At 28.7% G+C, this 14,839-nt stretch carries 16 protein-coding genes; 14 read left to right on the top strand and 2 right to left on the bottom strand.

Going from position 1 to position 14,839, the window contains the following annotated elements:
• Positions 1 to 300 precede the first annotated feature (300 nt).
• The 3 genes from CHB63_RS01500 to CHB63_RS01490 all read left to right on the top strand — a co-directional run bounded on the left by CHB63_RS01500 (position 301) and on the right by CHB63_RS01490 (position 1,947).
• Positions 301 to 927 carry a class I SAM-dependent DNA methyltransferase gene (locus CHB63_RS01500; RefSeq protein ID WP_089376666.1) on the top strand — a complete coding sequence of 209 codons (627 nt, stop codon included), beginning with the start codon at positions 301 to 303 and terminating at the stop codon, positions 925 to 927.
• Between the two features lie 17 nt (positions 928 to 944).
• Positions 945 to 1,658 carry a DNA alkylation repair protein gene (locus CHB63_RS01495; protein WP_089377546.1) on the top strand — a complete coding sequence of 238 codons (714 nt, stop codon included), beginning with the start codon at positions 945 to 947 and terminating at the stop codon, positions 1,656 to 1,658.
• A gap of 97 nt (positions 1,659 to 1,755) precedes the next feature.
• Positions 1,756 to 1,947 carry a cold-shock protein gene (locus CHB63_RS01490; RefSeq protein ID WP_089376665.1) on the top strand — a complete coding sequence of 64 codons (192 nt, stop codon included), beginning with the start codon at positions 1,756 to 1,758 and terminating at the stop codon, positions 1,945 to 1,947.
• Between the two features lie 59 nt (positions 1,948 to 2,006).
• On the opposite strand, the gene CHB63_RS01485 is transcribed toward CHB63_RS01490, so the two are convergent.
• Positions 2,007 to 2,675, bottom strand: a complete 669-nt coding sequence (locus tag CHB63_RS01485; protein WP_089376664.1) for a M15 family metallopeptidase — start codon at positions 2,673 to 2,675, stop codon at positions 2,007 to 2,009.
• A 157-nt stretch (positions 2,676 to 2,832) separates the two neighbouring features.
• Here CHB63_RS01485 and CHB63_RS01480 point away from each other — a divergent pair, with 157 nt between their 5' ends.
• From CHB63_RS01480 to CHB63_RS01465, 4 genes are all read left to right on the top strand, one after another.
• Positions 2,833 to 3,321, top strand: coding sequence for a DinB family protein (locus CHB63_RS01480; RefSeq protein WP_089376663.1), 489 nt, complete (start codon positions 2,833 to 2,835; stop codon positions 3,319 to 3,321).
• A gap of 115 nt (positions 3,322 to 3,436) precedes the next feature.
• Entirely contained in the window at positions 3,437 to 4,480 is a 1,044-nt protein-coding gene (locus CHB63_RS01475) for an SMP-30/gluconolactonase/LRE family protein (RefSeq protein ID WP_089376662.1), read from the top strand.
• Between the two features lie 128 nt (positions 4,481 to 4,608).
• Positions 4,609 to 5,181 carry a pentapeptide repeat-containing protein gene (locus tag CHB63_RS01470; protein WP_089376661.1) on the top strand — a complete coding sequence of 191 codons (573 nt, stop codon included), beginning with the start codon at positions 4,609 to 4,611 and terminating at the stop codon, positions 5,179 to 5,181.
• Positions 5,182 to 5,194: 13 nt separating this feature from the next.
• Complete coding sequence (locus tag CHB63_RS01465) at positions 5,195 to 7,525, top strand: GH92 family glycosyl hydrolase (protein WP_089376660.1); 2,331 nt, start codon at positions 5,195 to 5,197, stop codon at positions 7,523 to 7,525.
• Here CHB63_RS01465 and CHB63_RS01460 read toward each other — a convergent pair.
• A complete protein-coding gene (locus tag CHB63_RS01460) occupies positions 7,522 to 8,283 on the bottom strand; it encodes an MBL fold metallo-hydrolase (protein WP_089376659.1) in 762 nt (253 codons plus the stop codon). The genes CHB63_RS01465 and CHB63_RS01460 overlap by 4 nt on opposite strands.
• Positions 8,284 to 8,746: 463 nt before the next feature.
• On the opposite strand from CHB63_RS01460, the gene CHB63_RS01455 reads away from it, so the two are divergent.
• From CHB63_RS01455 to CHB63_RS01425, 7 genes are all read left to right on the top strand, one after another.
• Positions 8,747 to 9,859, top strand: a complete 1,113-nt coding sequence (locus CHB63_RS01455; RefSeq protein ID WP_089376658.1) for a Re/Si-specific NAD(P)(+) transhydrogenase subunit alpha — start codon at positions 8,747 to 8,749, stop codon at positions 9,857 to 9,859.
• A 2-nt stretch (positions 9,860 to 9,861) separates the two neighbouring features.
• Entirely contained in the window at positions 9,862 to 10,170 is a 309-nt protein-coding gene (locus tag CHB63_RS01450) for an NAD(P) transhydrogenase subunit alpha (RefSeq protein ID WP_089376657.1), read from the top strand.
• Positions 10,170 to 11,561, top strand: a complete 1,392-nt coding sequence (locus CHB63_RS01445) for an NAD(P)(+) transhydrogenase (Re/Si-specific) subunit beta (RefSeq protein ID WP_089376656.1) — start codon at positions 10,170 to 10,172, stop codon at positions 11,559 to 11,561. The genes CHB63_RS01450 and CHB63_RS01445 overlap by 1 nt, the downstream gene beginning before the upstream one ends.
• Before the next feature lie 101 nt (positions 11,562 to 11,662).
• A complete protein-coding gene (locus tag CHB63_RS01440; RefSeq protein ID WP_089376655.1) occupies positions 11,663 to 13,114 on the top strand; it encodes a nucleotidyl transferase family protein in 1,452 nt (483 codons plus the stop codon).
• Between the two features lie 61 nt (positions 13,115 to 13,175).
• Complete coding sequence (locus CHB63_RS01435) at positions 13,176 to 13,718, top strand: RNA polymerase sigma factor (RefSeq protein ID WP_245856729.1); 543 nt, start codon at positions 13,176 to 13,178, stop codon at positions 13,716 to 13,718.
• Positions 13,719 to 13,751: 33 nt separating this feature from the next.
• Positions 13,752 to 14,369 (top strand): hypothetical protein, encoded by a 618-nt coding sequence (locus CHB63_RS01430; RefSeq protein WP_089376654.1) that lies wholly within the window; start codon positions 13,752 to 13,754, stop codon positions 14,367 to 14,369.
• 10 nt (positions 14,370 to 14,379) lie between these two features.
• Positions 14,380 to 14,832: a hypothetical protein gene (locus CHB63_RS01425; protein WP_141107236.1), complete on the top strand. Its 453-nt coding sequence runs from the start codon at positions 14,380 to 14,382 to the stop codon at positions 14,830 to 14,832.
• The last annotated feature ends 7 nt before the right edge of the window (positions 14,833 to 14,839 follow it).

The raw sequence follows: 14,839 nt of genomic DNA, 5'->3' as shown, positions 1-14,839 counted from the left end.
AAGCGATAACTTCCTTAAAACTGGACTGACAATTTATAGATAACTAATTAACAAATGCTAGGTTTCGTCAAGTTAAAAGTAAACTCCTTTCTTTATACAAGTATGTAACCTACATAAGCAAGAACAGAAACAATAATTAAAACCCAATAAAAAATATCTCAATATTTTACTTTAAAAAAAATTGAATTTACTCACAATGATTTCAGTCATATTAAAGAGTTTTTTTTTAATTCTGTATTTCTAACCAGTTTTAAAAGTATATTTAGTGTTCAATTATATACAGAGTAAATTTTAAAAAATATGAGTATTGAAAAATCATACAATTCCTGGGCAAATCAATATGACACTAACAAGAACAGAACTAGAGATTTAGATAAACTTGCAACAATTAAAACCCTTTCAAAATACAATTTTGATAGTGTTTTAGAATTAGGTTGTGGAACTGGGAAAAATACAATTTGGCTATTAGAAAAAGCTCAACTTATAATTGGTATAGATTTTTCTGAAGAAATGCTCAATATAGCTAAAGAAAAAATCAAAAACCCAAAAGTGATTTTTGAAAAATCTGACCTAACCAAATCTTGGAAAATTGAAAATGAGTTTGTAGATTTAATAACAAGCAGTCTAATTCTTGAACACATTAAAGAGTTGGATTTCATTTTTAAACAAACATATAAAAAGTTAAAACCAAATGGAATTTTCTTTATTTGTGAATTACACCCATATAAACAATATTATGGAAGTAAAGCAAGATATGAAACTGAAAATGGCACTGAAGAATTAGAGGTTTACACGCATAACATCTCAGAATTTACCTCCGTTGCATTAAATAATGGTTTTAAACTTATTGAACTAAATGAATGGTTTGATGATGAATTAAATAAAAATGAACTTCCTAGACTAATTTCGTTTGTATTCCAAAAATAAATTCAAAACCTATGGTTATGTCTAAAATCATAAAAAATATACAAACAGAACTCAAAAATAGAAGTGACGAAAAAGTTAAAGAAAGTAGTCAACGGTTTTTTAAAGAAGAAATTAAAGTTTATGGAGTAAAAGCTGCAATAGTGCATAAAATTGCAAAAGAAAATTTTAAATTAATTAAGGATAAACCTAAACTTGAAATTTTTAAATTATGCGAAGAACTTTTGCAATCTGGATATACCGAAGAAGCTCTAATTGCATATGACTGGTCTTATTTTATTCGCAAAAAATATGAACCAACCGATTTTTTAATATTTGAAAAATGGGTAGATACATACATTACAAATTGGGCTACTTGCGATACGCTATGCAACCATACAATTGGTACATTTATAGTTATGTACCCCAATTATTTAAATGATTTAATAAAATGGACTCAATCAGAAAACAGATGGAAAAAAAGAGCCGCAGCAGTCTCTTTAATAGTTCCTGCTCGTCGTGGACATTTTATAAATGAAATATTAAAAATTGCTGATTTACTACTTCTAGATAAAGATGATATGGTGCAAAAAGGATATGGCTGGATGTTAAAAGAGGCGAGTAAAGTGAACCAGAAAGAAATTTTCAACTTTGTTATTAGTAAAAAAGCTACAATGCCGCGTACCGCATTAAGGTATGCTATTGAGAAATTACCCAATGAATTAAGGACTGAAGCAATGAAAAAAAATAACTAATAAAGCTAATAATTAAAAAACACTATTATTTAGGTCATGTCATTTTTTGGCACCATCTTTGCAATTCAAAAAAGTAATTAATATAAAATTTTTTAAAATGAGTAAAGGAACAGTAAAATTCTTCAACGAGACTAAAGGTTTTGGATTTATATCTGAAGAAGGTTCAAACAAAGAACATTTTGTTCACATTTCTGGATTAATTGACGAAATTCGTGAAGGCGATGAAGTTGAATTTGATTTACAGGAAGGTAAAAAAGGATTAAACGCAGTAAATGTAAAAGTAATTTAATATATACTTCTTAATTTTTTACAAAAGCCCATCATAATTGATGGGCTTTTTTTATGCTTTTATTTCACCTCAAAATCAAAATAAATATTTTTGAATGGCTCATTTTTAAGTGTAAAATGCCACCATTCTTTAGGATAATTTCTAAATCCGTTCGCTAACATAACACTTTGTAATAAATCCCTATTTTCCTTTTGCTCTTTTGAAACACCATTAAAATCCACCCAAGATTCTGGCCCAAAAAAATCATACGGAGTTCCCATATCTAAATCCTTATTAGTAGTTAAATCTATTAACGTTATATCAACTGTACTTCCACTGCTATGCCTAGATCGCGTTGCAATGTATTCTTCCTTAAATAAATCTTTCTTGGCTACATTTGGGTAGAATTCATGTTTCATTAAAGTATCATTTACATTTTTTGCCCATTTCCAAAAATGATTTACTGCTTGTTGCGGTCGGTAAGCATCATAAATTTTAATAGATAAATTCTTCTCTGCTAAAATTTTCTGTACTTTTTTTAAAGCTTTTGCAGCCTCTTTTGTTAAAATTGGTGTATTTGAATGATATCCATCAATTTTTTCTCCAACAAAATTATTCTTTGAAAAATAACGTAATTCTACTTTAATTGTTGGAATTTCATTTGTAACATAAATAAATCCATCAATAACCTGAGCATTTAAATTAAAATTAAGAAAAATAACTGTTAAAATGATTAAGTATTTTTTCATCAAATAAATTAAAATTCATAGAAAAGTAGTAAATTAAAATTAATTTAAAAAATATTCTTATTTTTAGATATCTCAAATTTAGAGATGCTTATAAATTTAAAATACATGATGCTACTTCACCCATATTTTATTAAAATTAATTTTGAATTAAAAAAAAATGAAGACACTCATTAACAATATTGTAAAGCAATTGAAGGATATTCAAAATGAACAAGTTTGGTTAAATGTAAATTTCAAAAAAAAGCTTGATTTGTTAAATGAAAATGAAATATTTACAAGACCAATACCAACATTGCATAGTGTTGCAGAATTAATCTCACATTTAACATTTTGGAGGCAAGAAGCCATTTTAAAAATAAAAACTAAAAAAGGCTTGTTAACAGATGAAAGTGAAGAGAATTGGTTAACAATTGAACAACTTAAAATAATTGGTTGGAACAAAATAAAATCAGATTATGACGATAGTTTAACTGAAATAATTCAGCTTCTGGAACAAAAAGACGATAGTTTTTTAAATGAATTATATTTTGATACCGATTATAAAAACTATTACAATTATAGTTTTTTAATTGAAGGAATACTACATCACGATATATATCATTTAGGTCAAATTGGGATGTTAGTTAAATTAATAAAAGCAAAATAAGCATTTTACTTAGCAACAATAAACAACTTCTCACCTATTTGAAATGTTTTGTGTATTTTTAACAAACTTGCTTTCAGACAGGTAACAAAGTGAACTAAAATACCAAAATTGATTTATGAAACTAATTAAAAAAATTGGCCTACTAATTATTGTATTTATTATTGTATTTGTTGCCAACATATTTTTCTCAACTGGTTATTTTAGAACTATAGAAAAGAAATTTGATGGAGAAATTGTAAAAAAAATAGTGCTTCCAGGAGCTGAAGATATTACCATAAGTACCCCAGATAATTTCGCTTTAATTTCATCAACAAAAAGAGGATTTTTTAATTCTAATACTATAGATAAAGGAGATTTATATTTTATGGAATTGGAAAGCGGAAATTTTAACATAACTAACCTCACTTCTAATTTTAAAAATGAATTTGCCCCTCACGGAATTTCTATGTTTAAAATAGATAGTACCTACAAAATTATGGCGGTAAACCATACACCAAAAGGGCATTCTTTAGAGGTTTTTAATTTGAAAGGTAAAAAATTAATTTTTGAAAAATCTTTAGTAGACCCTCTAATTATAAGTCCAAATGATGTTGTTTTAATTAATGATACACAATTTTACTTTACAAATGACCATAAATATACAAAGGGTTTAGGACAATTAATTGAAGATTACGCCGGACTCTCATTATCTAATGTAATTTACTTTGACGGAGAAAATTACCGTGAAGCTGCCAGAGGAATTGCTTATGCGAACGGAATTAATTTTGATGCGAAAAGAAACCTACTATTTGTTGCTTCTCCTCGAAAATTTTTAATTAAAGTTTATAAAAAAGAGCAAAATGGAGATTTAACTTTTATTGAAGATATTTTTTGCGGAACCGGAGTTGATAATATTGAATTTGATAGTGAAGGAAATCTATGGGTTGGTGCGCATCCAAATTTATTAAGTTTTGCATCCTATGCAAAAGGTAAAAAAGAGATATCACCTTCTGAAATAATTAAAATAAATTATCGTGACAAAAATGATTACTCCATTGAGCAAATTTATTTAGAGGATGGAAGTTCAATGTCTGCATCTACAGTTGCTGCACCTTTCAAAAATTTAATTTTAACTGGAAATGTAATGGATAATGAGTTTTTAGTTTTAAAAAATAAGTAAGAATCCTACAAAATAATATAAATTAAAAATTCAAAAATTTTTGAACCAAATCTTACTTTTTAAGTCAAAAGGAATATTTAAATTTGTTGATATAATCGTATCAATATTCAATTCCAAATAACCCACAAATGATCAATAATTTTATAGACAGTGAAAATTTTAAAAATGTTGATTTTGTTAAAAAAGGATTTCCAAAAGGAGAATATGATAACTGCACTTTTATAAATTGTGATTTTTACAATTTAGATCTTTCCAATATTAATTTTATAGAATGTGAGTTTAAAGATTGTAATTTAAGTTTAATAAACCTTGAAAACACCACTTTAAATGAAGTAAATTTTTCAAATTGTAAAATGCTTGGCGTTAATTTTAGTAAATGCAATAATTTTTTGCTAACAATTACATTTAACGATTGTCAGTTAAACCTTGCTTCATTTTTTAAATTAAAATTAAAAAAATCAAAATTTACAGATTGTAATCTTCAAGAAGTTGAGTTTTCTGAAGCTGATCTATCATTATCAACATTCAATAATTGCGATTTTAGCAGAGCCATTTTCGATAACACCAATTTAGAAAAAGCTAATTTTAAAACCTCCTTCAACTACTCTATCAATCCGGAAATAAACAATCTTAAAAAAGCCAAATTTTCTAAAGAAGGTTTGGCTGGTTTACTTTTAAAATATCAATTAATAATTGAATAGGAATATTAACAAAATGAAAAAAATAGCAAACATTTTAATTTTATCAATTTTAGTAAGCTCTTGTAGTACAAATAAAGAAAATACAGTTGAAGCAGATTTTAACGCTGCTAATAAAATTAATTTACTTCCATTTGTAAATCCATTTATCGGAACCAAAAATATGGGACATACTTTTCCCGGAGCTACTTCCCCATTTGGTATGGTTCAATTAAGTCCGGAAACGAATCAACAACCTATGTTTATTGATGGAAAATACAATCCGGATACTTATAAATATTGTGCTGGCTATCAATATGATGATTCAACCATTTATGGTTTTAGTCACACCCATTTTAGTGGAACTGGTCATTCAGATTTAGGCGATTTTCTAGTAATGCCAACAACTGGTAGTTTAAATTTAGAGCCAGGAGATGCTGCAATTCCACAAAGTGGCTATCATTCTCAATATTCTCACGAAAATGAATTTGCTGAACCAGGTTACTATAAAGTAGATTTGGATGATTATAAAATAAAAGCCGAATTAACTACTTCAAATAGAGTTGGTTTTCATCAATACACATTTCCAAAATCAAAAGATTCACATATTATTCTCGATTTAATTTCAAATATTTATAATTACGATGGCAAAAATGTTTGGACTTTTATAAGAGTTGAAAACGACTCATTAGTAACAGGGTACAGACAAACAAAAGGATGGGCAAGAACTAAAAAAGTGTTTTTTGCAATGGAATTTTCAAAACCATTTAAAAGTTATGGTCATAAAAAATATGATGACGTTAAATACAACGGATTTTACAGACGTTTTAATGAAGAAGAAAATTTTCCTGAAATGGCTGGAAAAAATATAAGAGCTTATTTCAATTTTAACACAGAGGAAAACGAACAAATTAAAATAAAATTTGCACTTTCAAATACGAGTACGGCAGGGGCTTTAAAAAATTTAGAAGCTGAAATTCCTCATTGGGATTTTAATAAAACTAAAGAAGAAACCCAACAAAAATGGAACAACGAATTAAATAAAATTGTTGTAGAAACTGAAACAATAGCACAAAAGGAAACTTTTTATACTGCACTATATCACACAATGTTAGGTCCAATTATTTATGAAGATGTTGATGGTTCTTATAGAGGTTTAGATCAAAATATTCACCTGTCTAACGAATTTACAAACTATACCGTTTTTTCACTTTGGGATACTTATAGAGCTTTACACCCTTTATTCAATATCATTCAACCAGCGAGAAACAACGACATGGTAAAATCTATGTTGGCGCATCACGATCAAAGTGTGCATAAAATGCTGCCAGTTTGGAGTCATTATGCAAATGAAAACTGGTGTATGGTTGGGTATCATTCTGTTACAGTAATTGCAGATGCTATTGCAAAAGGCACAACTGATGTTGATATTGACCAAGCTTTAAAAGCTTCAGAAAACACAGCTACGCTCACCTATTTTGATGGCATTGGAGAATATATGAAACTTGGTTATGTACCCGAAGATAAAAGTGCTGCTTCCGTTTCAAAAACATTAGAATATGCTTTTGATGATTGGTGTATTGCTCAAATTGCTAAAAAAGCAGGAAATGAAGAAGTTTATGATAGGTATATAAATCGTTCAAAAAATTATAAAAATGTGTATGATGAGAAAATTGGGTATATGCGACCAAAATTAGCTAACGGAGAATGGCGTAAAGAATTTGATCCAATTGATACTCACGGACAAGGTTTTATTGAAGGAAATGCTTTAAATTATGGCTTATATGTGCCTCAGGAAATAGATAATATGATTGAGATGATGGGTGGAAAAGATAAATTTTCTAAACATTTAGATTATATTTTCAATACTGAAATTGAAGATAAATACATCGAAAAAAACGAAGATATTACAAGAGATGGAATTATAGGTAATTACGTGCAAGGCAACGAACCGGGGCATCATATGCCTTATTTATACAATTGGACCAATCATCCATTTAAAACACAAGAACGCGTTAGAATGATTATGAACACTATGTACAGCAATGGTGAAGATGGTTTGTGTGGTAATGATGATGCCGGGCAAATGAGTGCCTGGTATGTTTTTAGTGCATTGGGTTTTTATCCAGTTACTCCGGCTTCAAATGAATATGCAATAGGAAGCCCAATGATAAACAATGCAATTATAAATTTAGAGAACGGAAAAACCATTTCAATAAAAACTGTAAACCAAGGAAAAGAAAATGTTTATGTTGAAAAAGTAGATGTTAATGGAAATATTATTGATGGCTTTTCATTAAAATATGATGAAATTAAAAATGGTGGTGAAATTACGTTTCATTTAACAAACCAACCTAGAACAAATTAAATTTCTAAAACCAACTCATCATAAGCTAAAAACACATTTTTGGGCAATGTTTTTTCCACTTCCTCATGAAAACCTAAATGATGACTAATATGTGTTAAATAGGTCTTTTTTGGTTTTAGTTCTTCTATTAATTTAAGAGCCTCATCCAAATTTAAATGAGAATGATGAGGTTTGAATCTAATCGCGTTAATAATTAGAACATCAAGGTTTCGTAATTTTTTTTTCTCTACTGAATCTATTGTTTTAACATCAGTTAAATAGGCTACATTATTAAATCTGTAACCAAATATTTTTAGTTCACCATGCATCACCTCTATTGGAATAATTTCTAAATTTTTAAGTGTAAAAGGTTTATTTTCTATAACTTCCTGAATAACTTTAGGTGCTCCTGGATATTTGTAATTATCATTAAAAATGTATTCAAAACGATAGGCTAAATTATCCAATACTCTTTTTTGAGCAAAAATAGGGACTGCTCCAATCTGAAAACAAAAAGGTCGCAAATCATCCAATCCTGCAATATGATCTGCGTGTTCGTGGGTAATTAAAACACCATTTATTTTTTGAACATTTGCACGTAACATTTGGTATCTAAAATCTGGCCCACAATCAATAACATAGGTGCATTCTTCCCATTCAACTAAAATAGAAACTCGTAACCGTTTATCTTTTTTATTTGTTGATAAACAAACTGGATGTGTGCTAGTTATTACTGGAATTCCTTGTGACGTTCCAGTTCCCAAAAATGTTATTTTCAAAATTATAATTTTTTATAAAAATACAGTTAATCTTTAAAAGCAAAAAATATAAAACCAATCAAAAAACTCATTTAACAAACTCAACTTCATTAAAAAATATGTTTTTAGACTATTGTTTTTGTAATAATTATTACACAATTCATAAAATAACCTATAATTATTGTCAATTTATTAAAAGGGTGACTTATGTCAACTTTTAAGCTTAAAATAATATTTAAATTTACTAAGTATAAATAATACAAGTGAAATGAAGTTATATAATTTACCCCAGGTTAACTTTTATAATGTGTTAATTATTATGACTTTAATTTTACGTGTGTTAAAATTAAATAAAAAATTATGCTTTCTTAAAACTAGCTCTATTGCTAGTTTTCTTTTTTCTGAATACTCATTAATCTTTAATTCAAGACCCTTTCTTGAATTTACCAAATAAAATTATTCATCATTTTTTAAAATTAAATAAATGAAAATAGGCATCTTAAAAGAAACTCAAAAAGGCGAAAAACGCGTAGCGATTTCACCAAATATTGCCAAATTACTTAATGAAAAAGGATTTGAAATATTGGTGGAAGAAGACGCAGGATATTCTTGCTCGTTTAAAAACTCTGATTACAGTAAAGTTGGCGCTCATATCAGAAGCAAATCTGATATTTTTAAAAATGCAGATGTAATAGTTAAGATAAATCCTTTTGATAACGACGAAATTGAAAAGTTGAAAAAAGGTCAAATTATTATGGCTCAACTTTTCCATAAATCGCATCCAAATGACATGAAATTAATTGCTAAGCAAGGCGCAACAGCTTTTTCTATGGATGCAATGCCACGGATTTCAAGAGCCCAGGATATGGATGTTTTAAGCTCTCAAAGTAATTTAGCGGGTTATAAAGCTGTTATTTTAGGAGCATACGAAATGACAAAAATATTTCCATTAATGATGACTGCAGCCGGAACTATAACTCCATCAAGAGTATTAGTTTATGGTGTTGGTGTTGCCGGTTTACAAGCAATAGCAACTGCCAAACGTTTAGGAGCTGTTGTTGAAGCTACAGATATTAGAATGGAAACTAAGGAGCAAACAGAGTCTCTTGGTGCAAAATTCATATCAGTAGATAATACAGGTGAAGAATCTGAAGGTGGTTATGCAAAAGCTGCTTCTGAAGATTATGCCCGCCGGCAAAAAGAAGCGGTTAATAAATCTCTATTTCAAGCAGATTTGGTAATTACAACTGCTATGGTACCAGGTAGAAAATCTCCAGTGTTAATAACTGAAGATCAAATTAAACAAATGAAAAACGGTGCTGTTATTATAGATTTAGCAGCTGCACAAGGTGGAAACGTTGAAACGAGCAAATTAAATAAAACTGTAATAAAACATGGTGTTAAAATTATTGGAACTACAATTTCTCCTGAAAGTGTTTCAACAAACGCCAGTGATTTATATGGTAAAAACATGTTTAACTTTATTAAACATCTAGCAAAAGACAACGAATTTAAATGGGAGTTAGAAGAAGAAATAACTGACAAAACATTAATTGTTTACAACGGAGAAATAAGACAAAACGGAAAAACTGAATAAATATGACTGAATTTATAGATTTTATTAGCAATAATCTTCAAATGATATACATTGTAATACTTATGATATTTGTTGGAGTTGAAATAATTGGACATGTTCCTGCCGTATTACATACACCTTTAATGTCTGGCGCAAATGCAATTCATGGTGTTGTAATTATTGGTGCAATTTTAGTAATGCTCGGTGCAGAACCTGATAATATTTTAGCGTTATCACTTGGTTTTGTAGCAGTTTTACTTGGAACTTTGAACGTGGTTGGTGGTTTTGTTGTTACCGATCGCATGTTAGAAATGTTTAAAAAGAAAAAATAATGGAATACGTATTTAGTCTAGAGTTTATATATTTAATAGCATCGGTAACCTACATTTTAGGTTTAAAAATGTTAGGACACCCGGAAACTGCAAGAAAAGGAAATTTAATTGCAGCGGCTGGTATGACATTAGCCATTTTTGGCACCATTTTTTTACATCAAGGTGAAGTTTCAAATACTATTTATATTTTAATTGCAGCAGCAATTATTATTGGTACTATAATTGGTTGGATGGTTGCCAAAAAAGTTGGTATGACCAAAATGCCAGAATTAGTATCGATTTTTAATGGTATGGGTGGAGCAAGTGCTGCATTAATAGGTTTAATTGAATTTCATCATTATGTTGGAGACCAACTCTCTATTTTAACAATTATTGCAGGAATGATAATTGGTAGTGTTTCTTTTTCAGGAAGTATGATTGCCTGGGCAAAATTAAACGGAACACTAAACAAACCAATTCGTTTACCTAAATACAATATTTTAAATAATTTATTTTTAATTGGTATTCTAGGTTTTGGAGCCTATATAGTTATCAGCGGATTAGATAGCACCATGTTTTTATACATATTATTCTTTGCTGCTTTAGCTTATGGAGTTTTATTTGTGTTACCAATTGGAGGTGCAGATATGCCTGTAGTTATTTCCTTGCTAAATTCTTTTACAGGATTAGCCGCTGCTTTTGGAGGTTTCTTATATGGAAATATGGTAATGTTAACTGGTGGTATTTTGGTAGGATCTGCAGGTACAATCTTAACCTTAGCAATGTGTAAAGCTATGAACCGTCCATTATCTAATGTAATCTTTGGAGCATTTGGAGAAGGAAGCGCTGCTGTTGCCGGCGAAGGAAATAAAGTTCAAGGAAATATTAAAGAAGCATCACCAAGTGATGTTGCAATTTTAATGAACTATTCTAATAAGGTAATTATTGTTCCTGGTTATGGTTTAGCCGTTGCACAAGCTCAACATATTATTCATGAATTAGAACAATTACTTATAAGCAAAGGTATTGATGTAAAATATGCAATCCATCCGGTGGCTGGTCGTATGCCTGGACATATGAATGTTCTTTTAGCAGAAACAAATGTTGATTATGATAAATTGGTTGAAATGGAAGACATCAACCCAGAATTTAAAAGTACTGATGTAGTATTTGTTGTGGGTGCAAATGACGTTGTAAATCCTGCAGCTCATAACGACCCTGCAAGTCCAATTTATGGAATGCCTATTTTAGATGTAGAAAATGCGAAACATATTATTGTAAATAAACGTAGTATGAAACCTGGTTATGCAGGTATAGAAAATGAATTATTTTACAATCAAAAAACTTCAATGCTATTTGGTGATGCCAAACAAGCATTAACTAAATTAGTTGCAGAACTTAAAAATATGTAAACATAATTTCAAATTTTTTTAGAATAGGGTAAAATTAAACTTTTACCCTATTTTTTTTGAGCCAAAATTATTTCATACTTTTGCAAAAAAGAAAAAAGAAAATGGCTTTAAAATTGAAAGGTGATAAAGATATTAACCAAGTATTATCAAGTAAGGATAAAGCTTTAAAAGTTAATCTTAATAAGCATACCTACGGTACGTTTGCAGAAATTGGAGCAGGACAAGAAACTGTGCGTCACTTTTTTAGAGCTGGTGGGGCTTCTGGAACCATAGCCAAAGCAATGAGTGCTTATGATAAGGATTTTTCTGACGCCATTTATGGAGTAGAAGAAGATGGGCGTTATGTTACTGAGAATCGTTTAAAAAAAATGCTTACTTATGAAATTGAAGTAATTGAAGAACGATTAAGTAGAAAAACACACCCCGATAAAATTTTCTTTTCTTATGCCAATACAGTTACCACCATTGATTTTGTAAAGAAATTTAAAGGACACGGTTGGGTTGGTATTAAATTTCAATTAGATCCTTTAGAAGATTATAGCGAAATAGTTTTACATGTTAGATTTAAAGAAACTGACGCAAAACTACAACAAGAAACTCTTGGTATTCTGGGAGTCAATTTAGTATATGGTGCATTCTATTTAAATGATAAACCAAAAGAATTATTAAAATCACTTTACGATAATTTACATCAAATTCAACTGGAAATTGATATGATTAATTTCTCGGGACCACGCTTTTCGTATGTTGATAATAGATTAATGAGTTTGCTTTTAGTAAGAAATGGTATGACAAATGCCGTAATGTTTGGTCCTGATGGTAATAACTTATTACCGGCACAACAATTATACAAAGCAAATATTTTAGCATTAAGAGGTAGTTTTAGACCAGTTACAAAGGTTAACATGGACATGTATAAACTGGCTCAACAAATGTTTTATAATGAAAGTAAAGTTAAAGAAGAAAACGCCAAAATTATTTTTGAAATTACCTTAACAAATTTAAGCTCAGAGGGCGAGATTGATGAAAGAGACTTTTTAGATCGAGCTGAATTACTGTGCTCACTTGGGCAAAATGTGATGATTACCAATTTCCAGGAATATTATAAATTGGTTGAATACTTCTCAGAATTCACAAAAGAAAGAATTGCTTTAGCAATGGGTGTTTATAGTTTTGTTCAAATTTTTAATGAAAAATATTACCGTAATTTAAGTGGTGGAATATTAGAAGCATTTGGTAAATTATTTTTTAAAGATTTAAAAGTTTACTTATACCCACTTAAAGATGAACGCACTGGAGAACTTAAAACTAGTGAAAACTTGAAAGTTCATCCAAGAATGAAAGAATTGTATAAATTCTTTAAATACAATGGTAAAGTTGTTGATATTAAAGATTTTAACCCAGATATTTTAGAAGTTTTCTCAAGAAAAGTATTGGATATGATTGCCAATGGAGAACAAGGTTGGGAAGAAATGCTTCCTAAAGGTATTGCTGAAACAATTAAAGAAGAAAGATTGTTCGGTTATTCAAGAAGAAAATTTTTAAAAAAATAGTTTATTTGGCTATCAATTAAACCTTTCTTAATTTTAATCGTCTAATAACAAACATTAGTAAGTGAATGACGATAAATTATTAGTTGCTCAACTAAAAAATAAAAAAACTCAGGAACAAGCTTTCAGAAGTTTAATGTCTTTGTATAAAGAACGTTTGTATTGGCATATTCGTAAAATTGTTTATGTACATGATGATGCTGATGACGTACTTCAAAATACTTTTATAAAAGTCTTTAAAAATATTAATAATTTTAAAGAAGATAGTAAATTATATTCTTGGATATATCGCATTGCTACTAACGAAGCCATCACTTTTATCAATAAAAAAGCCGCAAAACAACATGTAGATTTAAGTGAATTACAACTTAATACGGTTCAAAATTTGAATAATGATATAGATTTTACTGGAGATGAAATTCAATTATTATTGCAAAAGGCAATTGTTTCTTTACCACATAAACAACAGTTGGTATTTAATATGAAATATTTTGATGAAATGAAATATGCAGATATGTCTGAAATTTTAGACACATCTGTAGGAGCGTTAAAAGCCTCCTATTTTCATGCTGTAAAAAAAATTGAAGCATTTTTAAAAACTCATTAAACCATACCTATAAATAAATGTCTAATTATTAAAATGACAAATAAAGATTTAAATAAAATAGCACCAATATTAAGTGAAATAACTCCTAAGGAATCTGGATTTCAGGTACCTGAAAATTATTTTGACTCCATTGAAGATAGTGTTGTAGCTGAAATTAAATCTAAGAATTTAAATATTCAAACAAGAACTCCAAATTTTAAAACACCAAATAATTACTTTGATTCTTTAGAAGATGTTGTTATTACCAAATTAAAAGCACAAACTTTTAAAACAGAAAAAAACAATACAATTCCAGAAAATTATTTCGATAATTTAGAAGAAAATGTACTTTCAAAATTAAAATCTCAATCAAAAATAATAACACTTAAAAAAACAACTAAATACGTTGCTCCTCTTGCAATTGCAGCTTCATTTTTACTAATTTTTCTATTAAATAATAATTCAAAAGATATTTCCTTTGAATCAATTACCTCCTCAGAAATTGAAGAATTTATTGAAAATGGTAGTATTAATTTTGATGCTGAAAGTTTAACGTTAGTTTTTCCCGATGTTGAATTAGATGATTCTCATTTTATTTCATCTATCTCTGACAGTGAAGTTTTAGATTATTTAAATGAAAATGAAATAGAAGAATTATTTTTTGAAAATTAAATTTAAAAAAATGAAAAAAACACTGATTATAGCAGTCATATTAATATTTACAGCTTCCTCAATTTTTGCTCAAAAAATGAATAGGCAACGAATAAAGCTTCTAAAAACAGCTTTTATCACTGAAGCTTTAAACTTAACACCAAATGAAGCAGAAAAATTTTGGCCAGTTTACAATTTATACTCCGAGAAACTTCAGGAACTAAAATTTAAACTTGAAGGTGGTATGTTTCAAGAAATTCAGATAGCTGGTGGAATTGAAAGTTTAACAGAAAAAAAAGCACAGGAAATAATTGATCAATCACTTATTTACGAAAAAGAAATTTCAGATGTCAAAATTAAAATGATAAAAGAACTTTCCAAAATAATATCTGCAATACAAATAGTGAAACTTCAAAAATCTGAAAAAGATTTTAACAGAAGAATTTTACAAGAATTTGGTAGAAGAAGAAGAAATGGGCAATAAAAAAGGG

Origin of the sequence: Lutibacter flavus (assembly GCF_900188355.1) — a bacterium.
GTDB classification, from domain to species: domain Bacteria; phylum Bacteroidota; class Bacteroidia; order Flavobacteriales; family Flavobacteriaceae; genus Lutibacter; species Lutibacter flavus.
This window is presented reverse-complemented; position numbering and strand designations above follow the sequence as displayed.